We start from the raw sequence: 22,763 nt of genomic DNA, 5'->3' as shown, positions 1-22,763 counted from the left end.
AGGGAATGCTGCCATGAGTCAGACCGTTCCAGCGTTTTCAAGCAAACCGCTGACTGCAGAAAAAAAAGAAAAAGATATCCGTTGCCAAGGGGTTTGTTCTGCTATTCCTTTCCGTTCTGCTTGTAACGCAGCTGTATCCGCTGCTTTGGCTTCTGATCTACTCGTTGAAGACGAATGAGGAAATCCTGTCGGGAAGCTTTTTCTCGCTGCCGGCCGTGCCGCAGTGGAATAACTTTACCGATGCCGTGAATTCCGGCAACTACTTCAGGTACCTGTGGAACAGTTTTTTCGTGACTTCGATCACCATGGCGGGCGTGCTGCTGCTGAGTTCGCTTGCATCCTTTGCCATCAGCAGGTTTCGTTGGAAATACGGTCAGATGGTGCTGCTGGTTTTTCTGATCGGGATGATGATTCCGCTTCAAGCTACCCTGCTGCCGCTTATGATTATTTTCAAGAATCTTGGCATTCTGAACACGCATCTTTCGATCATACTTCCTTACATTGCTTTCCAGACCCCGATTGCCGTGTTCATCCTTAGCGGTTTTATGAAGTCCATACCGCACGAGATTGAGGAATCCGCGGTCATTGACGGAGCGGGGATTTTCCGGATATTCCGAAGCATTATCCTGCCGATCTCGGTTCCGCCGATGATGACGGTCAGCATTCTTACCTTCATTAATATCTGGAACGAGTACATTTTGGCGGCAACGTTTATCTCCGCCGAAAAGCTAAAGACGCTTCCGTTCGGAGTAAACAGCTTTGTCAGCCAATACTCGGTAAATTACGGGGCCATCGGCGCTTTCCTCGTGCTTGGGGCCGTGCCCGTCATCCTGATTTACTTCTTGCTTGCGGATAAAATTACAAAAGGTATGGTTGCAGGAGCGGTGAAAGGTTAACTTTCATCCTCCTTTTTCCGTATATGGATATATACCTGCGACTCTTATGGTAAAGTAAGGATTTTAGAGCGCATATTTGAAAGGAGAAGAACTATCGTGGGCCGCAGCAAGCATACCATTCACAATCGTTTGTTTCTGCTTTTTCTTTCAAGTATGACGGCTCTCTTATTGATCGGAAGCTTTCTGTATTATCAGAGGATAACGGATATTATCCACGGAAAAATCAGCGACATGGCGGAGAAGAACATCTCCCAGACGGCCGGGCTGTTCAATCTGCTCCTTGAGGGATATAACAGCGTTACCAAATCGCTGAACAGCAACTATGAGTTGTTAAGGCTGCTCCAGGAAAGGGACAGGAACCATAATCCTTCGCATAGCGTCATCGACGAACGGACGATCACCAATATCATTGGCGCCATTTATTTTTCGCGGGATGATATCATCGGGATTCACGTCATCAGCAGGGCGGGAAAGAGCTATCATTATGAACCCAGGTATGCGGGCGTGGTGGATGTCGATTATTCTTCGTCCGAATGGTACCGGAAGCTTCAGGCCTCGGATGGAGAGATGGTTTGGATGGGCCTGTTCCGAAATTCCGTCATCAACAGCTTTCAGAAGGAGCCTGTCTTTGTGTTTGGCCGCAAGCTGTTTGATTTAACGAGTCAAAAAGAACAGGGAGTCGTTCTGATCGAAACCAAGCCCGGGCCCATCCTGTCCGCCCTATCCAATGTGACCATCAGCCCGAACAGTCAGGTTTACATCGTGGATAAAAACAGCCGGGTCATCGCATCCACGGATGATAACAAGGTACAGACCCTCCATTTCGGCCAGCTGCCCCGTCCCCGGAACGGTCAAGTCCTTGTCGACAACCGTAGCGATCAACTGATCGTGGCGGCCAACGCGGCGATGGCCGAATGGACCGTGTACGGATTGACGCCCAAGGGAGACATCAGCGCCGAAGTGGATAAGACAAGGCAGTATCTTTTCTATGTCATCCTGATCCTGGTCCTGATTTCCACTGCCCTGGCCACCTTGATATCCCGTAATATCGCTTCGCCGCTAAAACTGTTGATCCGGGAGATGAAACAGGTGGAGATGGGGAATTTCAGAGGCTCCGTGAACGTAAAGTCCTTTGAGGAGATTAACAGCCTGGTGTCGTCCTTCAACCGGATGGTAAACCGGATGGATGACTTGATAGAAGGGATTACGAGCGCATCCATCAGCGAGAAGAATGCACAGCTGCAGGCGCTGCAATCCCAGGTGAATCCCCATTTTTTGTACAACACGCTCGATATGATCTATTGGATGCTGGACGAGCGGGAGAATGACAGGCTGGGACGCGTCGTCTTGGCATTGTCGCATATGTTCCGATACAGCAGTGACTGGCAGGAAGCCTCCCGGACGACGCTTGCGCAGGAGCTCGATCAGATGCGGCATTATATGACGATTATTGAGAGCCGTTTGGAAGGCAGGGTCCACGCCGACATTCAAGTCGATAGCCGCTGGCTGAATGTTACGCTGCCGAAAATGACCATTCAGCCGATTATCGAGAATGCGGTCAAAAGCGGCCTGGAACCTCTGGACCGTCCGGGTATGCTACGCGTGTATGCGGAAGTTGATGGACGGGAGCTGCATATCGTTATTGCCGATAACGGCGTAGGCATGGACGAACGGATGCTGCAGCATATCAGGGAGTCGCTTGCGGACAGCGGGACGAACCGGAGCAAGGACGAGGGAGGAAACGGTCCCGATTCTGGCGTAAAGAATGCCGAACTCTCGGCACGACCCGCAAGACGCGGCATCGGTCTGCCGAATGTGCACCGGCGGATAAAACTCATGTTTGGCGATAATTACGGGTTAAGAATGGAGAGCCGAATAGGAATAGGGACAACGGTTACGATCGTTATGCCCCTGTCCGGGAAAGGTGGAGAGGAATGGACATTCTCATAGTCGATGACGAAACGGTCATTCGGGAGGGCATTCAGCGGACTTTGCGGCAGCGCTTTCCTGAATTTCGCGCCTATTTGGCGTCCAACCCGGAAGAGGCGTTGATTGTCCTGCGCAACCACAGGATCCAGGTTGTGCTGACGGATATCCTCATGCCCGGCATGACGGGTCTTGAGCTGATGAATATCGCGGGCAAAAGATATCCGTACATGAAATGGGTGGTCATTTCCGCTTATTCCGAGTTTGCCTATGCCCAGGAAGCCGTCCGTTTAGGGGCCAAGGATTATCTCCTCAAGCCGATCGGCAAGGATGTGCTGATCCAGATGATCGATAAGCTGAGCGAGGAGATCGAGCGGGAAAACCGGTTGACGAAGGAGACGCAGCTGCTCGAAGCGAACCGCAAATATTTGCGGGAGGCCGTCTTTAAGCGCTGGGCATCTGGATTGGATATCGGACGCATCGACATACGCCCTTTTATGGAGAGCCATCCGGATTTCCACCTTTTGATGGTCAGGATGGAGACGGATAAAGTCGTGCGGCTGGAGCATTTCATTATCGAAAACGTGCTGGAGGAACTGATCCATCAGAGTGGGAGCGGTTTTGTCAGCATTTTGGACAGCAAAAGCCTCGTGGGGCTCGTTACCTTGAACGAAAGCGCCGGCCTTCCAGGCCTGATCGAACAGCTGAGGGGACATTTGATCAAGTATTTGAAGGTGCCCTTCCAAATCATGAGTACGGAGCGGATAAGCGATTTCAACCAGGTGCCCGGAGAAGTCCAGCGCATGTGGAAGGCGTCCTCGACACAGGTTTACGAGCATTATGCCAGCGGAGGGGATCAGGCGGTGGAAGTGGCCATGCAATATATCAGAACGCATTATCATGCGGATTTATCGCTGGATAAGGTCGCGTCCGTCGTTTATTTGAATCCGGTTTACTTCAGCCAGCTGTTTAAACAAAAAAACAGGCTGCGGCTTTAAGGAGTACGTAATTCAGTTAAGGCTGGAACAGGCCAAGCAGCTGCTGCAAAATCCAAAGCTGAAACTGGCGGAAATCGCGGAACGGATCGGCTACCAGGACATGCGGCATTTCTCCCAGTTGTTTCGCAAAAAGTACGGCGTGACGCCCAGCGAGTATCGTCAAAACGGTATGGTCGGCGTTCCGGCAGCCGAAAAAAACGGGACGGGGATCGTGAGTGATAAAGGGAAAAAGCCCGAAGAATGAAGAAATGCGTTCTCTCTGTCCGCCATAAATAAAAGATTGGGAAGCGGGTTCCTAGGATCCGCTTCCTTGTTTTTTGTTTGGCGTTTTTCCCTGATGCACGAATGAAGTCGGCGTGAATTCCGAAAAATTCATTGATATTCCTCCGGCCCCGGGATATACTGACGACTGCAAGACCTATATCAGGTCGAACATTGATGAATTATAGGCTGAAGCCATTTCGCCCGGTGCCGGTAAACGGCATTTCGGGCTTGTTTTGGGCGAAGGGAAAAATACATGACTACTGGTTTATCGAAAAGGCAAACTTTTTGACCGTCCCCTTCGTTCTCAGAGTAAGATCCGCGCGGACTTATTTTTTCTTTTTTCAAGAAGGAACAGAAGGGAATCTTTCATGATTACGATTGAGCATTTATCCAAAACCTACCGGAAAGGCGCTTGGGCGCTTCTGGACGTTTCACTTACTTTCGATAAGGGAATGACGGGATTGCTGGGACCGAACGGGGCTGGCAAAACGACACTGATGCGCATTTTGGCTGCCCTGCTTTCGCCGACCTCGGGACAGGTGACCATTAACGGCATACCGCTGTCCCGGTCGGAAGAGATCCGGAAGAAAATCGGCTATCTCCCCCAGCATTTTCATATTTATCCGCAGATGACCGGACGCGATTATCTGGATTATGTAGGTGTCATGAAAGGAATCGGCGACAAAGCGGCCCGCCGCAAGGAAATTTCGAGGCTTTTGGAGATGGTCAACATGCAGGAGAAGGCGGACAAGAAAGTCCGGACGTACTCCGGGGGAATGAAGCAGCGAATCGGCATTGCCCAGGCGCTTATGGGCTCGCCCGAAGTGCTTATTGTGGATGAGCCGACGGCGGGACTCGACCCGCAGGAGCGGGTCCGCTTCCGCAACCTGCTGACCCGGTTCAGCTTAAATCGGACCGTACTGTTGTCGACGCATATCGTAGCCGATATCGAGAGCAATTGCCGGAGAGTGGCCGTCATGAACAAGGGATGTCTTGTCATGGACGGGGATCTGAAGGAACTTCAGGCTTGCGGTCGGGGATATGCCTGGGAAGCGCTCTTAAGTCCTTCGCAGTTTGCGGCGGCCGATCCGTCATCCATTGTGTCGGTCCGTACTTTACCGGATGGGACTCTATGTCGGATGATCGGGGAGAAGCAGCCGCTGCCGGAAGCCGTTCAGGTCGAGCCGACGATTGAGGATGGCTATATTGCGCTGCTGCGGAGGGATCGATCATGAGCAGATGGCAGAAACATTGTTTGCTGGAGCTGCGTCTCGTGCTCGGCAATGTTTTCCTTGCGGCGCTTCCGGTTCTTTATGCCGGCATCTATCTGGGGGTCATGCTGAATATCGCCGGCTCCCCGGAGCCCGATGTGTATTCGCAAATGTACGAGTTCAACGCGTTTGCCCATACATTGACGCTGGGTCCGGCCATGTGGCTGGGCATCCTGACGGTCCGGCGCGACATCCGTAGGCCCTCCTTTGAATGGAACCGGAGCCTTCCGGTTTCCTTCCACATGCTGCTGTCGGCAAAATATGCCGTCGGCCAGGTTTATATGATCTTGTTTACCATACCTGCGGCGGTCACCTTTTACGCGGTTTCGGTCGCGCAGAGCATCGATCAAAGCGTAGCTTTGCGGCATGCCTTGAACCTGGCGCTCCAGTACGAGATTTCTTATCTGGTTACTTTTGCGCTGGCCATGCTGCTAGGCGTCTGTTTGCAGAACAGGATGGTATATTTGATCGGGTTTTGCGCTTGGATGTTCGGCACCTTTTTCATGGACATTTTTTCTCATCCAGCAGATGGGGCTGTCATACCTCAAAACCTTTCATTTAAGTCAGTTCTTTGTGGGCAATACCGTGCTGGCCGGCGAGAGTTGGGGATATGAGCTGTTCAAGCACGAAATCGGAATGTCCCGCCGGTTTGTCCTGGCCTTTACGCTGCTGATGCTGATCGTCATTCTGCTGCTTCTGAACCGTTCCCGGCCGACGATGTCCATGAAACGGTGGTGGCTGCTGGCGGTAGGCGCCCTGATCCTGGCCGCGGCCGCATTTGCCCCGTATGCATCATTGTGGCAGACCCGCTACGCCAGCGTAGCGGAGAGAATCGGTGATCCTTCCGTGAGTTGGGTTAACAGCGATCCCCGTCCTTGGGATGGCAGGCTTAAGGTATCCCAATACGACATTTCGTTACAGAGACAGAAGGACGATACCCTTCTTATGACGGCAAAGCTTACGGTGCCTGTCGAAAGCAGGAAGGGAAGAACGGCGCTACCGCTTACGCTGCACCGGTCTTTTCAGGTAAACAAGGTGCTGGTTCAGGGAGCGGATGCTCAGTACCGGCGGCAGGGCGACTTCATTGATGCCGAACTGCCGCAAGGTATGCAGGATGATCTGCAGATCGAAATCGTGTACGGCGGGAAAATCATGGATTTTTCACCCCGCTATGGCAGCGAGAGATACGCCGCCTTCAGCGTTGGCTCGGAGGTCAATCTGCCCAGGTATATGGCCTGGTATCCCTTAATCGGGCATCAGGACATCTACTTTAAGGATGAGCCTCCGAATGAACTGTCCACCGGGATCTCATTCAGACCTCTGCATTATCCTCCCGCAAAGATGAAGCTGACGGTGGAGGGTTACAAGGTCCCTCTTTATGCGGGCATACCGGAAAAGGAAAGGAAAACCGGATATCAGCGGTTTGAAGGAGACGGCGTCACGGGTCTCTCCCTTTTTGGCAGCAGGGACTGGACCGAAATCTGGCATGAAGGTTTGCCGGTGACCATGGTTGCCGCACCTTATGACCAAGAGTATGTCGAGAACCAGATGAAGGATTTGAAAAAGAAGTACGATTATTTTTCATCCTGGATCCCTGAATTGGCGAAGCGGGACTTCCATATTTTGTACTGGGGTGGGGGCCGGTACAGCTACGATCGCATCAATGGCGGCATGGAGAATGCGATGATCATATCCAGTGACAACTCTTATTACAACAATGTGGTTGACTCTTTGCCCGGCGAATGGATGAATTTCATGCTGTTCGGAAGCCAAAACGGGCTCTATATGTATTCAAGCGATCAGCACCCCGAAACGGACGTACGCAGCCGGATCAGCAGCCTGTTCTGGTATGTGTATTACCGCCAGGAGTCCGGGTTAAGCGATAAGGAGTTAGTGAATGGGTACTATTGGACAAGATCGGTTCAACTGCTTCTCTTCAAGGACAACGATTATGATCCGAACGGAATTGGCCGAAAGATGGCCAAACAGGTTTCCAGGGCTTTGAGGAAGGGAAAGGAACGCCAGGTTCAGGAGGTGCTGCTCCATTTTTTATAACATCGGACTGAAACAGCCGCGGGAAGAAGAAAATGTTTATGTCAAGGAGCGGCCTATTCCATATAAAGAATGGCTTGAGAAATGGAAAGAGGTCATGGAAAGCGATCCTCGGGGTTAATGATATATAGATAACGCGGAGAGGGGGGGGAGTGAAGCTTGATATCCGATCAGGTGCTGTCCGAACGAATGGCGGCGGGAGACCAGGACGCCTTTGAAATGCTGGTGACGCGGTACCACGGGCCGCTGCTCAGCTATACATCCAATCAGCTGCAGGACCGCCAGAAGGCGCAGGATATCGTCCAGGAAACGTTCCTCCGGCTGATCCGCCATCTCAGGCAGCACGGCGCACTGGAGCATGTTAGGTCCTGGCTATACCGTGTGGCGCTGAATTTATGCAAGGACTATTGGAAAAGCTCGGCTTACAAGTCGGAAGGTCTCGCCGGGGAAGAATTTCCGGAACGGTCCGATCCGTCGGCCGGTGCCGAAGAACTGTTCGAACAGCAAGAAACGTCGATGGAAATCGCCGTGTCTTTGGGAACCCTGCCCGAAGTTCAGCGGAATATCGTATCCTTGCGTTTTTTTTCACGACCTGAAGCTGCAGGAGATATCGGAGCTGCTGGATCTCCCCCTGAGCACGGTCAAGACTCACCTTTACAATGGGCTTAGGAAGCTGAAAAAAAGTGATGACTGCCCAGGATTCCTACGCTCCGGCTGTTTCGGCCCGTTCGCAGGGACCGCCTGGCGGAGTCCGCAGCCGCTCCGGCGATACGGCCGACAGGCCGGTCAAATCCAAAGAAAGTGAGGTGTTTTCCCATGGATCATCCTACCGATAACGAATTAAGGGGGCTTGAGGAGGAGCTTAGGGGGCCGCTGACCCATGCGGTTCTTCCGCCGCCCTCTCCAAACGAAACCGCCCGGTTGATTTCAATGCTTCAAGGGGAATTCGATCTGCTTAAGCAGGAGGCTGCACCTCCCAAGCTGGATTTTAACCCGCAGGTAGATCCCCCTTCCTTGGGACAGCTTTTGCGAAGTCAACTCCGTCTCAACCAGAAAGCGATTTTGCTGGCCAGCGCCGCGGTGTTCTTCATGCTTGTCCTTTTGATCGATCCTGAATATCCGCTTGAGCAGATCGGCGGGATTCCCGGAGGCATCTTTCCGCTCATCACGCCGCTGCTTCTGATTGCGTCCATGCTGTTCAGCAGCCGAACCTGGGATCGAGGCATGCGGGCGGTCGAGACGATAATGCCTTATCCGCCGGCCCTGGTCCTGTACAGCCGTCTCTTGATGGTGACCGGCATCGTTGTGGGGATGGCGTTGATCAGTACGGCGGTTCTTGGAATCCGGGCCATGTACGCGGAATCTTCGCATTTTTTTGTTCGGGCCCTTTGTACTTGAATGGATGGGCGTTTTGCTGCTGACGGGAGGCGCCGCCATGTATATGATGTTCCGAAAAGGCATGGCAGCCTCCATGCTCTCGGCCATATTGGCCTATGGCATCTGGATCGTTCTACAGGGACAGATGAGCGGTTCCGGCGTGACGAGCGGCATGAAAATGCCCATAGATGCCATCATCCTTCTTTTCGGGGCGGCGCTGTTGGTATCATCTTACGGATACAGCCGACGGAACCGTTTGCTTCCGGGGGAAACCGCCCATGATTAGCATTGAGGGATTGGAGCGTCAGGCGGGGACGTACCGGCTTGAGATTGAGCAGGCAACGCTTCAGCAGGGACTGAATTTGATCGTCGGTGCGAACGGAGCGGGCAAAACCACATTGATGGAAATGCTGACCACGCTCCAAGCCCCTGATGCGGGAACCATATTGTACAAAGGGCGGAAGGCTTCGAATCATCTTCCGCTCGTCCGGAGCCAGATCGGCTACGTTCCTTCCGATATCGAACTGTACGGAGATATGAAGGTAGGGAAGCTGCTCACATACCTGGCCGAGCTAAAGGGAATTTATTCGCCGGAAGCGGTCGACCGGCTCATGGCTGACTTCCGGCTGAAGGAACACCAGCGCAGCAAGGTGAAACGCCTGTCCCAAGGAGTGCAGCGGCGGATTGCGGTCGTGCAGGCGCTGCTGGCTTCTCCGTCCTTTCTGTTTCTGGATGAGCCTTTAAACGGGATGGACGCCGAAGAACGGAAATTCTTGATCGCTTATCTGACCCGGTATGCCAAAGGCAGGATGGTGGCGGTAGCCGCCCATGAACTGAACGAATGGGAAGATGCGGCGGATTGCGTGATCTGGATCCACCGCGGGCGAATCCGTTATAACGGGCCTCCCCGTACGTGGAAGCTTGCCGTTCCTTCGAGGGTATGGGAGGGAGACGTGACGCTGGAAGAGTTCGAGCAAATTCCGGAGCGCGAATTAATTCACTTCCAAATGACCGACCAGGGTGTGCTCGTTCGCCGGATGGGCAGCATTCCCCCCGGCCTGCAGTATGCTGAACGGGAGCCTACGCTGGAGGATACTTTTTTTCTTCACATGGATGCTTTGGAACGAAAACTGTAGAAGGACAGATAAAATCATGCACTGCATAATAAAAGCAGCAGGCTGAGGGGGGAATCCCGGGAGGCCTGCTGCTTTTTTGCGTAAGGCTTAACCTTGTTTCTCGGATAAACTCCATCTTTCTTGGGGATCGGACTCATGATTTAAGGGGTTCGCCTGATCCGGTCGGCCCTTTAATTCAATTCCGATAAATTTAATGGGTTTTACCTCTTTTCAAACGTTGGAAAGTGTGAGAGAATGGGAGAAATCTTTCGTATAATAAAACTTTCCAGTTGGAGAAAAGGGAGGAACTATCTATGTCAGAGCAACGCAAATTGGCTATCGAAACGTTGGCCGTACACGCAGGTCAGGAGATCGATCCGACAACGCTGTCCCGGGCGGTTCCGCTTTACCAAACAACATCTTACGGATTCCGCGACAGCGAGCATGCTGCAAACCTGTTTTCTTTGAAAGAATTCGGCAATATCTACACACGGATCATGAATCCGACAACGGACGTGTTTGAACAGCGCATCGCCGCATTGGAAGGCGGAGCAGGCGCATTGGCTACCGCTTCAGGGCAGGCTGCCATTACGTTCGCCATTCTGAACATTGCCGGTGCGGGCGACGAGATTGTTTCCTCCTCCAGCCTGTACGGCGGTACATATAATCTGTTCTCCACGACGCTGGCGAAGCTGGGCATCAAGGTGCATTTCGTGGATTCGACTGATCCGGACAACTTCCGCAAATACATTAATGACAAGACCAAAGCCTTATTCGCCGAAACCATCGGCAACCCGCAGGGGAATGTGCTGGATGTGGAAGCCGTGGCGGCAATCGCCCATGAGAACGGCATTCCGCTCATCGTGGACAATACGTTCCCAAGCCCGTATTTGCTTCGCCCGATCGAGCATGGCGCGAACATCGTCGTTCATTCGGCGACGAAATTCATCGGCGGACACGGCACATCCATCGGCGGCGTCATCGTGGACGGGGGGAATTTCAACTGGGCGGAAAGCGGCAAATTCCCGGGACTGACCGAGCCGGATCCTAGCTACCACGGGGTTGTTTACACGGATGCCGTCGGACCTTTGGCATACATCATCAAAGCCAGAGTTCAGCTGCTGCGCGATATCGGTGCTTCGATTTCCCCGTTCAACTCCTGGATGCTGCTTCAAGGTCTTGAAACCCTGCATCTGCGGATGGAGCGTCACAGCCAAAACGCTTTGAAGGTAGCGGAGTACCTGGAAAGCCACGACTCGGTCGAGTGGGTCAGTTACGCGGGTCTGCCTAGCCATTCTTCATATGAACTTGCACGGAAGTATTTGCCGAAGGGTCAGGGAGCCATTCTTACCTTTGGCATTAAAGGAGGAGCAGAAGCCGGGCGCAAGGTAATCGAGAATGTGAAGCTGTTCTCCCATCTTGCCAATGTCGGAGATTCCAAGTCGCTCATCATTCATCCAGCGAGCACGACGCATCAGCAGCTGACGGCAGAGGAACAGGTGGCTGCCGGGGTCAATCCGGAGCTGCTTCGCATTTCGGTCGGTACGGAATCGATAGACGATATTCTTTACGATTTGGAACAGGCACTGGCTGCCAGCCAGAAGTAATCATTGCATCCATCCTTTAAGTTTTACGAAAAGGGCACTTTCCCCTCCGGAAAGTGTTCTTTTTGATTGCCGGAGAAAACCGTTTGTCATCGTATATTTCAAGTTCCTCGATAATAATCTTTAGGGAAGGCAAGAAAGACCCTATCAAGCGAAAAAGAGGTGGAGCAAACTCATGACGGAAGGGAAACGGGCAAACGGCGCAGAGATCGGGAAGCGCTTTTACGACATTTTTAACAGAACGGATCGTGACCGTCCGGCGGAGAAATGGGGCGATATTCAAGTGTTGAACGATCTGGCTGCGAAAGGCGGAATGACCCATGAGGAAGCATTGCTGCTGTTGGCAACGCCCGATGACATAGAGGAAGTGATGCGGAAAAAAGATTCGTCCGGCAAAGAGTCTGCTTCATTGCAGCGTCTGCTGTCCTGGAGCGATGAAAAAAGGAAGCTTAAAGTATTGGCCCGCGCGGATGATCCCGTAAAGGCTGCGGCGGGCATGAGGGAAGGGGCTCAAGGGATCGGGCTGATCAGGGGCGAGGCATTATTGCGGTCAGGGGACCGCTTGCTTGAGGTATATGCCGATTGGATAAAAAACAGGGACGAAGAAAAGCGGCAGCATATGCGCTTCCGTCTCGTCTCCTTATGGACGGAAGAGTGGACAAAGATATTACAAGCAGCCAAAGGCGCGCCCTGCGCCGTAAGTCTTGCTTGGGACGTATTGGAGGACGGCGGTCCTGAGGAAAGGCTCGAACTGCAGGATATTCAACTGGAGTCGCTGTTTAGAGCCGCAGCCAGGTGTCAGGAGGAAGGGACGGAGTGCAGGCTCGAGGTGCTGGCCCTTTGGCCGATGGACGCAGCCGATTTCACGGCCGCTCACGATTTCGTTGAAGAGGTAGGGCAGCAAATGATGGGAGCTTTAAGGCACGGGACGAATTTAAAGATCGGCGCATTGCTTCATCCCGATGTGCTTCCGTCGGACGCTGGGGATGTCACCCGATTGGCGGATGTCATTGTGATCGATACGGAATGCGCTTCGAAATTTCATCTGGTGGACGAGCGGAATCCTTTGGAAGGCCCCGCAAGAATGAATATGAGCGAGCCTGTTCAGGAATGGGCCAGCCCGGCTCTGTTATACCCGCGATTGGAAGAAACCATCCTGAAAATTCGGCGGGTGAAGCCGGAAATCAGGATTCGGGCCGGAGGGCAGATTAAGGCAGGAGATTTGAGAACGGTATACCGCCTTGGAATGACGGAAGTCTGCTGTGCGCCCGAAGATTTAGCGGCCGTTCGCTTGACCGGACTTCGTTTGGAGATGGTCGAGGGCCGGTATTCGTCAGCGGAGGAGGCCTGAGCATATCCGGGGGCCAAGAAGAATGGTCGAAAAAGCAAAGGGGAGACTATAGGATCGGGCTCGGACGGTAATACAACCGCTCGGGCTTTTTTTCAAGCATTTTATGCGCATGATACGAGATGCCTTCGGACGAGCCTGCTGCCGGTTCTAAATTAAAATAATTATTATTTATGGGTGAAAGTCTGTTTACAAACCCGATTATTGTGGGTATGATAAAAATATAAAGTTTCCCATAGGAAAATAAATTGTAGTAAGTCAAAAACGATTCTCATTCTCATTTAGCATGCTGCTCCGGCTTAGCCGGGGCAGCATGTGCCATTTTAGGGGTAGTAAGAATGGGTCTCATTATCAAACAGGAGGGTGGATTATGATGGAATGGACACACAATAGAGCGTTGGGCAAAATCTCGTCGATTGAGAATGGACTGGATCCGAAACAGCCGCGTCATCCCGGCAAATGGGATCTCCGGAGCCTGCTCAGCAACCCGGAAGTACTGGCTGCGCTGGGCAGCGGCGTATTGATGCTCGCCGCTTGGGCCGCGAGCTCCTGGTCGGAGCTGGTCTCCGTTATCCTGTATGTCGTCTCGTATACGGTCGGAGGGTGGATTAAGGCTAAAGAGGGCGTAGAAACGCTGATCAAGGAGCGGGACCTGGATGTCAATTTGCTGATGATCGCTGCTGCCATGGGTGCCGCTTCGATCGGCTATTGGAATGAAGGAGCCATGCTGATCTTTATCTTTGCGATGAGCGGCGCACTGGAGAGCTACACAATGGAACGAAGCCGCAAGGACATTTCCTCCCTGATGGAACTGCAGCCGGAAACGGCTCTGCGCCTTGAAGGAGGGGAGATGGTATCGGTATCCATCGGCAAGCTGGAGATCGGCGATCTGATTCTCGTGAAGCCCGGCGAATTGATCCCGGCCGACGGCAAGGTCTATCGGGGCGGATCGTCGGTCAATCAATCCTCTATCACCGGTGAATCGGTGCCTGTAGACAAGGAAGTCGGCGATGAGGTATTTGCAGGTACATTAAACGGGGAAGGCGTTCTATATATAGAAGTAACGAAATCTGCCGAATCGACTCTGTTTGCAAAAATCGTGAAGCTGGTGGCGGAAGCCGAGAACGAGGTGCCGGAGTCCGAACGGTTTATCAAACGTTTTGAAGCCATCTATGCACGCATCGTGGTCGGAGTTACGGTCGGGTTGATTGCGGCGGCGCCGCTGCTCGGCTGGGATTGGGATACATCTTTTTATAAAGCAATGGTGTTTTTGGTCGTCGCTTCTCCCTGTGCGCTTGTGTCATCCATTATGCCCGCGATGCTGTCCGCCATTTCGAACCGTGCCCGCAAGGGCGTTCTGTTCAAAGGAGGGGCCCATGTCGAAAACATGGCCCGGACGGCCGTCGTAGCTTTTGACAAAACGGGCACGCTGACGCTGGGATCGCCGCAAGTGACTGATTTCATCGCAGGCGGCGGAATGACGTATGTGGAACTGCTCGGCATTTGCGCCTCGGTGGAAAGCATGTCCAAGCATCCGTTGGCTCAAGCGGTTGTACGCAAGGCGAAGGAGGAGCGGATTGAGGTTTTGCCGGCTGAGAATGCGCAATCGATTACCGGCTGGGGAATGCAGGCCGAGGTTCAAGGAAAGCTGTGGAAAATCGGAAAGAGCGATGTGCTGGACCGGAAGGAACAAGGAGATCAGGCAGCGGATTCCGTAAAAAATGCGGATGATCCCGATTGGCATGCTCTCCGTTCGAAGCTGGAGTCCGAAGGCAAAACCGTATCGGTGGTGCTGGAGGGGGAACGGATAACCGGCATGATTGCTCTTCAGGATGCGGTTCGCCCGCAGGCGGCAGCCGCCGTGAAGCGGCTTCAGGAGTTGGGAATCAAGGTTGCCATGCTGACGGGGGACCGAAAGGCGACCGCGGAGGTCATAGCTAGAGAAGCAGGCGTGGACATGGTGTTCTCCGACCTGCTGCCGGAGGACAAAGTGAAACATGTGAAGGAGCTTCGGGAGCGGCATGGCCATGTCGTGATGGTCGGCGACGGCGTCAATGACGCGCCGGCATTGGCAACGGCCACGGTCGGCATCGGCATGGGGGTGACGGGCAGCGGTACGGCGCTGGAAGTGGCGGATGCCGTGCTGATGAACGATAACATCGAAGAGATTGCAGCGACCGTCCGGGTGGCCCGCCGGGCGCAGCGGATCGTCAAGCAGAATATGACGTTTGCGGTCACTGTCATTTTAACGCTGATCGCCGCCAACTTCATTGAGGGCGTTGCGCTTCCTCTGGGCGTCGTCGGGCACGAGGGAAGCACGATCCTGGTCATCCTGAACGGACTTCGGCTGCTGCGCGCCAAATAAAAAAAGGGGGCGCTTTACCGAAAAAGGTAAGGCGCCCCTTTGGGTTAGAAATTCAACTTGGCTTTATTTTACTTTGATTTGGGTGTACCGTATAATCTTGGCAGCAGTGATCAAAACGAGGGGAACGATAACCATGATACCTTTTTACGGGGATGTTCGGGGAGACGCTTATCGCGGTTTGATCGATTATTGCATGGAACGGTCGGCCGCATTCGTGCTGGCGAAACGGCACAGCTTGATGCTTATCTCAGAGGGACAGCAAGTGCTGGATGCCCTTAAGCCCTTTTTAATAGAAACGCGCCGTATGGATGAAGTTGAGAATATGGCCGACTATTTGCCCCGAAACGCTATTACATACAGCAAAGGTACCTACTATATATACAGAAACAGCAAAGAAGCATCAGAAATTTTGAAGGAAGCGGCCGATAGCCTGTTTGCTTGGCAGCATCCCCTTCTTCCGGAGGATTTGTGCTTTTGGGATGAGCAGGAAAACGACTTTCTGTACAATGTCGCGCATGAAGAAATGGCTGGAATGAACGTGGAAGAAACGGAAGCGGCTGCTTTAGCGGAATCCTACCCCGGATTATTTTTTCATTTCGCGAAAATAGACCGAGAGTTTAACCGATTATTGGACGATGCCATTTATCACCAGGCATCCAAGCTTAAAATCGAAATGTACGGAATCACGGAAATCCCTGATCGTATTTCAGAGCTTCGGGGCTTAAAAGAGCTGTTCATTTTTGAACAGGAAATCCGCCGGTTGCCGCCGGCCCTGTTTGATTTGACGGAGCTTGAATTCCTAACGGTCTATACCGCTGAGTTGGAGGAAATTCCTGCTGAAATCGGAAAACTCGTCAACCTGAGAAGTTTAACGATCCTATGCGGATGTTACCACGATATGAAAGATGGAATGCGGGTGCTGGCGAAGGAAGAGATCATGCTGAACCAACTGCCGCCTGAAATCAGCCAACTCAAGAAACTGGAGCATTTGCATATTAGTTACACCACGATTACCGAACTTCCGGAAGAAATGGTTTCGTTGCAGAACCTGCGTTCATTGGTTTTCAACAACAATTGGCTGGTTAAAGAACCGGCATTCCTTCATCGGATGCCCCGATTGGAGCAGATTGATTTTGGCAAAAATCCGTTTATGGAGCGTGAATAGAAGGGGCTGCCGAAGATGCAGGGAAACAGCGAGATAATTTCAATCTTTCATCTGATTTTCACAGGATATTCACGAAGGCATTCATGGACGTATTGACAGAAGGGCCCAAAATAATCATAATAAATATTAATTTATAATTATTATAATTAAGAGAAACCATTACATAGAGGAGGAGATCATATATGTATAAATCCGTTATTATCGGCACCGGACCGGCCGGCCTGACCGCTGCGATTTACCTCGCCCGAGCCAATATGAACCCGCTTATCATCGAAGGCCCTCAGCCGGGAGGGCAACTCACGACAACCACCGAGGTAGAGAACTTCCCGGGCTTTGTGGACGGCATTCAAGGCCCCGAGCTGATGGATAACATGCGCAAGCAGGCGGAGCGTTTCGGCGCGGAATTCCACACCGGCTGGGTGAACGGCGTGGATATGAGCGAGCGCCCGTTCAAGCTGAACGTGGAAGGGCTGGGCGAGATCGTTGCCGAAACGCTGATCATTTCGACAGGGGCAACGGCCAAATATCTCGGAATACCGGGAGAACAGGACAATGTCGGCCGTGGCGTTAGCACGTGCGCGACCTGCGACGGCTTTTTCTTCCGCAACAAAGAAATTGTTGTCGTGGGGGGCGGAGATTCCGCGTTGGAGGAAGCAAACTTCCTGACCCGCTTCGCGTCCAAAGTGACGCTGGTTCACCGCCGCGATGAACTTCGTGCATCGAAAATCATGCAGGACCGTGCCCGCGCGAACGAAAAAATTCAATGGGCGTTGAACCGCACTCCGGTTGAAATCGTTGCTGACGAACGCGGCGTAAAAGGCATCAAGGTTACGAACAATGTGACCGGCGAAGAAGAAACGATTGAGGCCAGCGGCGTTTTTGTGGCGATCGGCCATCATCCGAACACCGGTTTCCTCGGCGGACAGATCACGACCGATCCGAACGGTTATATCGTAACGAATCCGGGAACCTCGGAGACCAACGTACCGGGCGTATTCGCTTGCGGCGACGTGCAGGACACGCGTTACAGACAGGCCATTACGGCAGCCGGAAGCGGCTGCATGGCGGCCATGGACTGCGAAAAATATATCGAAAGCCTGGAACACAGCAAGGTAGTGCTGTAAACTGGGTGAGACGGGTTAAAAAGATAGATGGTACAAATTTTTAAGTAGAGGTGAATTCAACATGGAAAACGTTATCGTTTACACATCCAACAATTGCCCTCACTGCAAACAGGTCAAAAGCTTTCTGTCCGAGCAGGGCATTGCCTATGAAGAGCGCAACATCGAAACCAACGACGAGTATGCGCAGCAGGTTTGGGACATGGGCGTCCGTGCCGTTCCGCTGACCATCATCGGGGAGCATCGTATTTTGGGCATGAACAAAACCCAGTTTAACAAAGCTCTGGCTCCAGCCGAAGGTTAATTTCCCGGTTGTGAAACGCTTATAGCACTCCAAATAGAAAAAGCTCTTCCCTTTCGGGGAGGAGCTTTTTTTTGTGCTTTCTTGTTTGGATTAGGCAGATCAGCCGCAAGGGTTCTGCGTAGGATTGTCGTCAAAAGAAGATAAACATTATAAGCTGGAATATCGCATAGACGAGAATTCCTGCAAGGATAAGCAGAAAACCGGCTTTTTTCTTTCCTTGAAAAAGACGAAGAATCGCGAGGCTGAACAACGGCGCAATGACCAAGAGGAACAGCAGCACGGTGACAAACATCTGTGCCGAAATATCCGAGGTATCGACATAAGTCATGAAACGTTTCTCTCCCTGTCTCAGGAATTTGCATGCATTCCACAGTGATATAGATCACATTATGACATTTATTATAGCGGAACCCCTCCGGATTTTCCTTAATCTGTCCCAAAAAAATAAGGCGAAATTACGTCAGTTTACAAGGCGGAGACACGAACCGGCCCAAGGAACTGGGATACGGCGGAATAGGCCGCGCCAATCACGGTTGAGCGGCTGCCAAGCCCGGCAAACCGGATCTCCATCCGCTCCCGGTGATAAGGCAGCGTCCGCTTGGAAACGACCTGCCCCATCGTGCCCCCGATCCACTCCCGGGCATCCGAAAGCGGCCCCCCGATGACGACAAGCTGGGGGTTAAAGCCATTGACCAAATTCGTGATGCCGATGCCAAGGTAACGGCCCATCTCCGAAAAATGCCCGATCACGGAGGCATCGCCTTGCTCCGCATGCCGTATAAGCTCGGACGTACGGCGGGAAGGAAGGCTATCCCCGGCAAGGTCATGCATCTTTTCGGAGGCGTAAAGCTCCCAGCATCCGCGGTTGCCGCAGGAGCACTCCTTGCCGTCCGCCTCGATCGTCATATGGCCGGTTTCTCCTGCGTATCCGCGTGCGCCTTTATACAGCTCGCCGTTTATAATGATGCCGGAGCCGATGCCGCTTCCGGCGCTGATGTACAGCAGGTGCCGCGCGTCGCGCCCTGCCCCGAAGCGCAGCTCGCCCTGCGCACCCGCATTTGCCTCATTGTCGACCGTTACGGGCACGCCGACCTCATCTTGAAGAAGCTGGCGCAGCGGGACCATGTCCCAGCCCAGGTTCGGAGCGAACAAGACGGTCCCGTTCTCGTCGACCATGCCGGGAACCCCGACGCCGACGCCCACGACGCCGTATGGCGATGGAGGGGCAAGCCTCATCAAGCTGTTCACGGCTCGCACCAAGGCCTCGAGCACATAAGGCACGTCATGCTTGTCCAGCTGAAGCTCCTCTTCGGCCATAATCTTTCCTTCCAGATCCGTGAGCACCGCCACCAGTTGCGTGATTCGAAGCTCGACGCCTACGGCACAACCGGCTTTGCCGTTAAACAGCAGAAGCCGCGGCTTGCGGCCGCCGCTCGATTCGCCGGGGCCGATTTCCTCTAGCAGATGATGGTCGCACAGCTCCTGCACCAGATTGGAGACCGTTGCTTTGTTGAGTCCGGTCAGTTCGGATACCCTCGCACGGGAAAGAGGCCCATAGCGGATAATCGTGTTCAAGATAATCGACGTATTTATTTTTTTAACCAGCGCTTGATCACCGGTAATCGCAGTCATATTAATCATCCTTCAAAAGTGGGATTCAATTGGGAGATATCTCCCATAGTCTAGGCGTAAAAAACGGAAAATGCAACAAAGAGGACCTTTCTCGTTTCAGGCGACTTACCGTGAAAACAAACGTGACGAAAGCCAGTCCCGCACACTTTGTTTAACCAATAGACAAAGTTAGGGGGGTGTGCTAGGATAGCTTTGTAAGCGATAACCGCATTTTTAAATCAGGAACAGGGAGGATGTTCTCATGGCCTACTTTAACAACATTGGCAACATCGAATTCGAAGGCAGCCAATCCACGAATCCTTATGCGTTTAAATTTTATAACCCTGCTGAAATGGTGGCCGGCAAGACAATGGAGGAGCATCTTCGTTTTGCCATGGCCTATTGGCATACGTTGACCGCCGGGGGCTCCGACCCGTTTGGGGCAGAAACGGCGGTTCGTCCTTGGGCCGGATATTCCGGCATGGACCTTGCGAAAGCCCGCGTGGAGGCCGGTTTTGAGTTTATGGAAAAAATGAACCTTCCGTATTTCTGCTTCCACGATGTAGACATCGCTCCCGAAGGCAATAGCCTGCGCGAGTTCTACGGAAACATTGACACGATTGTCGACATGATTGAACAGTACATGAAATCCACTGACAAAAAGCTGCTCTGGAACACGGCGAACATGTTCACGAATCGGCGTTACATGCATGGAGCGGCCACAACCTGCAATGCGGATGTATATGCGCATGCTGCGGCCCAAGTGAAGAAGGGCCTTGAGGTCGGCAAACGCCTCGGCGCGGAGAACTATGTGTTCTGGGGCGGACGCGAAGGCTACGAAACCCTGCTGAACACGGACATGGGTCTGGAGCTCGACAACCTGGCCCGCTTCTTCCAAATGGCTGTCGACTATGCGAAGGAAATCGGCTTTGACGCCCAATTCCTGATCGAGCCGAAGCCGAAAGAGCCTACGAAGCACCAATATGACTTTGATGCGGCAACAACCATCGCCTTCCTTCAAAAATACGGCCTCGACAAGCACTTCAAGTTGAACCTGGAAGCAAACCATGCCACCCTGGCAGGACACACCTTTGAGCATGAGCTTCGCGTAGCCCGCCTGAACGGCATGCTCGGATCGCTCGATGCGAACCAGGGCGACATGCTGATCGGCTGGGATACCGACGAGTTTCCGGTGAACATTTACGATGCGACGCTGACACTGTATGAAGTGCTCATGAACGGCGGCCTCGGCCGCGGGGGCGTAAACTTTGACGCCAAGGTTCGCCGTCCGTCCTTCGAGCCTGAGGATCTGTTCCTGGCCCATATTGCAGGGATGGACACCTACGCTAAAGGGCTGAAAGTCGCCGCGAAGCTGATCGAAGACCGCGTCTTCGAAGACTTCATCGCAAAACGTTACAGCAGCTTTACCGAAGGAATCGGCGCGGATGTCGTAGCTGGCAGGGCGACGCTGTCTTCCCTTGCGGAATATGCCCTAAACAACGAAAATCCTCGCAAAAACGAATCGGGACGCCAGGAAATGCTGAAGGCGGTCCTGAACCAGTACATCCTTGCAGACTAAGACGTAAGCCGCTCGATTACGATCAGTTGCAACAATCGTTCACAGCTAATTAAATTCGTTGCCCTGCAAGGTAAATCCGAATTGGAGGAACAAAAGATGAGCTATGTAATCGGCGTCGATCTGGGAACCAGCGCCGTGAAGACAGTCTTGGTCGACCGGGGCGGTAACGTCGTTGCAGAGCATTCGGAAGGCTACCCATTGAGCCAGCCGAAGCCGGGCTTCAGCGAACAGCGTCCCGAGGATTGGGTAGACAAAACCGTAAAAGCCCTTAAACTTCTTGTGGAGAAGTCGGGAGTCGAGCCGGAAAAGATCGAGGGCTTAAGCTTCTCCGGACAGATGCACGGTCTGGTTCTCGTCGATCCGGAAGGGGCCGCCCTGCGTCCGGCCATGCTGTGGAACGATACCCGGACGACCGATCAGTGCCGACGGATTGAGGAGGCGATGGGGGACAAATTGCTTAAAATTGCCCGCAATCGTGCCCTGGAAGGCTTTACCCTGCCGAAAATACTGTGGGTACAGGAGAATGAGCCGGAGATCATGGAACAGGCCGCCAAGTTCCTGCTTCCCAAGGATTACGTCCGCTTCCGGTTAACCGGCGAGTATGCTACGGACTATTCGGATGCGGCGGGCACGCTTTTGCTGGATGTGGCCGGGAAGACGTGGAGCAAGGACATATTGGCTGCATTCAATCTCTCTTGCTCGTTATGCCCTCCGCTGGTGGAATCATATGAGCTGTGCGGTACGCTGCTACCCGAAATCGCGGAGTTGTCCGGCCTGCTGCCGGAAACGAAGGTATTTGCGGGCGGAGCGGACAATGCCTGCGGAGCCATAGGGGCAGGCATTCTCGACGAAGGCCGGACGATGTGCAGCATCGGGACTTCCGGCGTGGTGCTCTCCTATGAGGAACGCAAAGAGGCGGATTTTGAAGGGAAGGTCCACTTCTTCAATCACGGTCAGAAAGGCGCGTACTACATTATGGGCGTCACGCTCGCGGCCGGGTACAGCTTGGACTGGTTCAAGAAGACGTTCGCACCCGGCTTAACCTTTGACGAGCTGCTGGAAGGGATTGACGATATCCCGGCGGGCAGCGGCGGTTTGCTGTTTACGCCGTATATTGCGGGCGAGCGCACGCCCCACCCGGACGCGGATATCCGCGGCAGCTTTATCGGCATGGATGCGGGGCACAGGCTTCCGCATTTTACGCGGGCCGTGCTAGAGGGGATCACGTTCTCCTTGCGGGAGTCGATCGACATTCTTCGTGCATCGGGCAAAACGATCGATACCGTCATCTCCATCGGCGGAGGAGCCAAGAACGGCAGCTGGCTTCAAATGCAGGCGGATATTTTCAATGCCGAAATCGTAAAACTGGAAAGCGAGCAGGGACCGGCGATGGGAGCCGCCATGCTGGCCGCCTGCGGTTGCGGCTGGTTTCCGAGCCTACAGGCGTGCGCTTCCTCGTTCCTGCGGCCGGCGCAGCGCTATGCGCCCCATGAGGAAACCGCAAAGCGGTACGATAGGCTGTTTTCCTTATACCAGGAGGTGTATGGGGCGACAAGGGACCTGAGCGCCCGATTGGCCGATTTTCGACAATAAGGGAATACAATACAGCAGTACGCATCACGGAGCACATTCCTGCCGCCGACGGGAATGTGCTTTGTTTCTTGTTATGAGACGTTCGGGCAAAGGACGAGGCATCTTTCCATGGCCGGGGGCATAAGGAATAAATAGGCATCTTATGATATATTCGAAATGGAAATGGCGCGGATA

At 53.2% G+C, this 22,763-nt stretch carries 21 protein-coding genes and 1 pseudogene; 20 read left to right on the top strand and 2 right to left on the bottom strand.

The annotated features are described in order from the left end of the window. Positions 1–13: 13 nt before the first annotated feature. The 18 genes and pseudogenes from XI25_RS34715 to XI25_RS15215 all read left to right on the top strand — a co-directional run bounded on the left by XI25_RS34715 (position 14) and on the right by XI25_RS15215 (position 17,806). Positions 14–178 (top strand): hypothetical protein, encoded by a 165-nt coding sequence (locus XI25_RS34715; protein WP_235439903.1) that lies wholly within the window; start codon positions 14–16, stop codon positions 176–178. Then, positions 99–896: a carbohydrate ABC transporter permease gene (locus XI25_RS15285; protein ID WP_235439911.1), complete on the top strand. Its 798-nt coding sequence runs from the start codon at positions 99–101 to the stop codon at positions 894–896. Before XI25_RS34715 ends, XI25_RS15285 begins: the two co-directional genes overlap by 80 nt. A gap of 96 nt (positions 897–992) precedes the next feature. Beyond that, positions 993–2,846: a cache domain-containing sensor histidine kinase gene (locus XI25_RS15280; RefSeq protein WP_046679350.1), complete on the top strand. Its 1,854-nt coding sequence runs from the start codon at positions 993–995 to the stop codon at positions 2,844–2,846. Further along, a pseudogene (locus tag XI25_RS15275) lies at positions 2,831–4,064 on the top strand (response regulator transcription factor). The gene XI25_RS15280 and the pseudogene XI25_RS15275 overlap by 16 nt, the downstream one beginning before the upstream one ends. 388 nt (positions 4,065–4,452) lie before the next feature. Then, positions 4,453–5,319, top strand: a complete 867-nt coding sequence (locus XI25_RS15265) for an ABC transporter ATP-binding protein (RefSeq protein ID WP_046679348.1) — start codon at positions 4,453–4,455, stop codon at positions 5,317–5,319. Next, positions 5,316–5,969, top strand: a complete 654-nt coding sequence (locus XI25_RS34710) for a hypothetical protein (protein WP_052759619.1) — start codon at positions 5,316–5,318, stop codon at positions 5,967–5,969. The genes XI25_RS15265 and XI25_RS34710 overlap by 4 nt, the downstream gene beginning before the upstream one ends. Beyond that, positions 5,929–7,410 (top strand): hypothetical protein, encoded by a 1,482-nt coding sequence (locus XI25_RS15260; RefSeq protein WP_235439902.1) that lies wholly within the window; start codon positions 5,929–5,931, stop codon positions 7,408–7,410. Before XI25_RS34710 ends, XI25_RS15260 begins: the two co-directional genes overlap by 41 nt. Before the next feature lie 156 nt (positions 7,411–7,566). After that, positions 7,567–8,076, top strand: coding sequence for an RNA polymerase sigma factor (locus XI25_RS15255; protein WP_235439901.1), 510 nt, complete (start codon positions 7,567–7,569; stop codon positions 8,074–8,076). Further along, a complete protein-coding gene (locus tag XI25_RS34705) occupies positions 7,970–8,212 on the top strand; it encodes a sigma factor-like helix-turn-helix DNA-binding protein (RefSeq protein WP_235439910.1) in 243 nt (80 codons plus the stop codon). Before XI25_RS15255 ends, XI25_RS34705 begins: the two co-directional genes overlap by 107 nt. 11 nt (positions 8,213–8,223) lie before the next feature. Then, complete coding sequence (locus XI25_RS15250; RefSeq protein WP_235439900.1) at positions 8,224–8,805, top strand: hypothetical protein; 582 nt, start codon at positions 8,224–8,226, stop codon at positions 8,803–8,805. A gap of 37 nt (positions 8,806–8,842) precedes the next feature. Next, positions 8,843–9,070, top strand: coding sequence for a hypothetical protein (locus XI25_RS34700; protein WP_235439899.1), 228 nt, complete (start codon positions 8,843–8,845; stop codon positions 9,068–9,070). Next, positions 9,063–9,920 (top strand): ATP-binding cassette domain-containing protein, encoded by an 858-nt coding sequence (locus XI25_RS15245; protein WP_046679347.1) that lies wholly within the window; start codon positions 9,063–9,065, stop codon positions 9,918–9,920. Before XI25_RS34700 ends, XI25_RS15245 begins: the two co-directional genes overlap by 8 nt. A 293-nt stretch (positions 9,921–10,213) precedes the next feature. Next, on the top strand, positions 10,214–11,506 hold the full coding sequence (locus XI25_RS15240) for a homocysteine synthase (protein ID WP_046679346.1): 1,293 nt from the start codon (positions 10,214–10,216) through the stop codon (positions 11,504–11,506). Positions 11,507–11,678: 172 nt separating this feature from the next. Then, entirely contained in the window at positions 11,679–12,854 is a 1,176-nt protein-coding gene (locus XI25_RS15235) for a putative PEP-binding protein (RefSeq protein WP_046679345.1), read from the top strand. Positions 12,855–13,224: 370 nt separating this feature from the next. Next, entirely contained in the window at positions 13,225–15,216 is a 1,992-nt protein-coding gene (locus tag XI25_RS15230; protein WP_046679427.1) for a heavy metal translocating P-type ATPase, read from the top strand. A gap of 133 nt (positions 15,217–15,349) precedes the next feature. After that, on the top strand, positions 15,350–16,381 hold the full coding sequence (locus XI25_RS15225; RefSeq protein WP_046679344.1) for a leucine-rich repeat domain-containing protein: 1,032 nt from the start codon (positions 15,350–15,352) through the stop codon (positions 16,379–16,381). A 182-nt stretch (positions 16,382–16,563) separates the two neighbouring features. Continuing rightward, positions 16,564–17,505, top strand: coding sequence for a thioredoxin-disulfide reductase (gene trxB, locus XI25_RS15220; RefSeq protein WP_046679343.1), 942 nt, complete (start codon positions 16,564–16,566; stop codon positions 17,503–17,505). Between the two features lie 61 nt (positions 17,506–17,566). After that, positions 17,567–17,806, top strand: a complete 240-nt coding sequence (locus XI25_RS15215; protein WP_046679342.1) for a glutaredoxin family protein — start codon at positions 17,567–17,569, stop codon at positions 17,804–17,806. 130 nt (positions 17,807–17,936) lie between these two features. On the opposite strand, the gene XI25_RS15210 is transcribed toward XI25_RS15215, so the two are convergent. Together XI25_RS15210 and XI25_RS15205 are read right to left on the bottom strand one after the other, a co-directional pair. Further along, positions 17,937–18,134 (bottom strand): hypothetical protein, encoded by a 198-nt coding sequence (locus XI25_RS15210; protein ID WP_046679341.1) that lies wholly within the window; start codon positions 18,132–18,134, stop codon positions 17,937–17,939. 137 nt (positions 18,135–18,271) lie between these two features. Next, entirely contained in the window at positions 18,272–19,438 is a 1,167-nt protein-coding gene (locus tag XI25_RS15205; protein WP_046679340.1) for an ROK family transcriptional regulator, read from the bottom strand. A 241-nt stretch (positions 19,439–19,679) separates the two neighbouring features. On the opposite strand from XI25_RS15205, the gene xylA reads away from it, so the two are divergent. Together xylA and xylB are read left to right on the top strand one after the other, a co-directional pair. Continuing rightward, positions 19,680–20,996 (top strand): xylose isomerase, encoded by a 1,317-nt coding sequence (gene xylA / locus XI25_RS15200; RefSeq protein WP_046679339.1) that lies wholly within the window; start codon positions 19,680–19,682, stop codon positions 20,994–20,996. 96 nt (positions 20,997–21,092) lie between these two features. Beyond that, complete coding sequence (gene xylB, locus XI25_RS15195) at positions 21,093–22,589, top strand: xylulokinase (RefSeq protein ID WP_046679338.1); 1,497 nt, start codon at positions 21,093–21,095, stop codon at positions 22,587–22,589. The last annotated feature ends 174 nt before the right edge of the window (positions 22,590–22,763 follow it).

The organism is Paenibacillus sp. DMB20, assembly GCF_000987955.1.
In the GTDB taxonomy this organism is placed as follows: domain Bacteria; phylum Bacillota; class Bacilli; order Paenibacillales; family Paenibacillaceae; genus Paenibacillus_AQ.
This window is presented reverse-complemented; position numbering and strand designations above follow the sequence as displayed.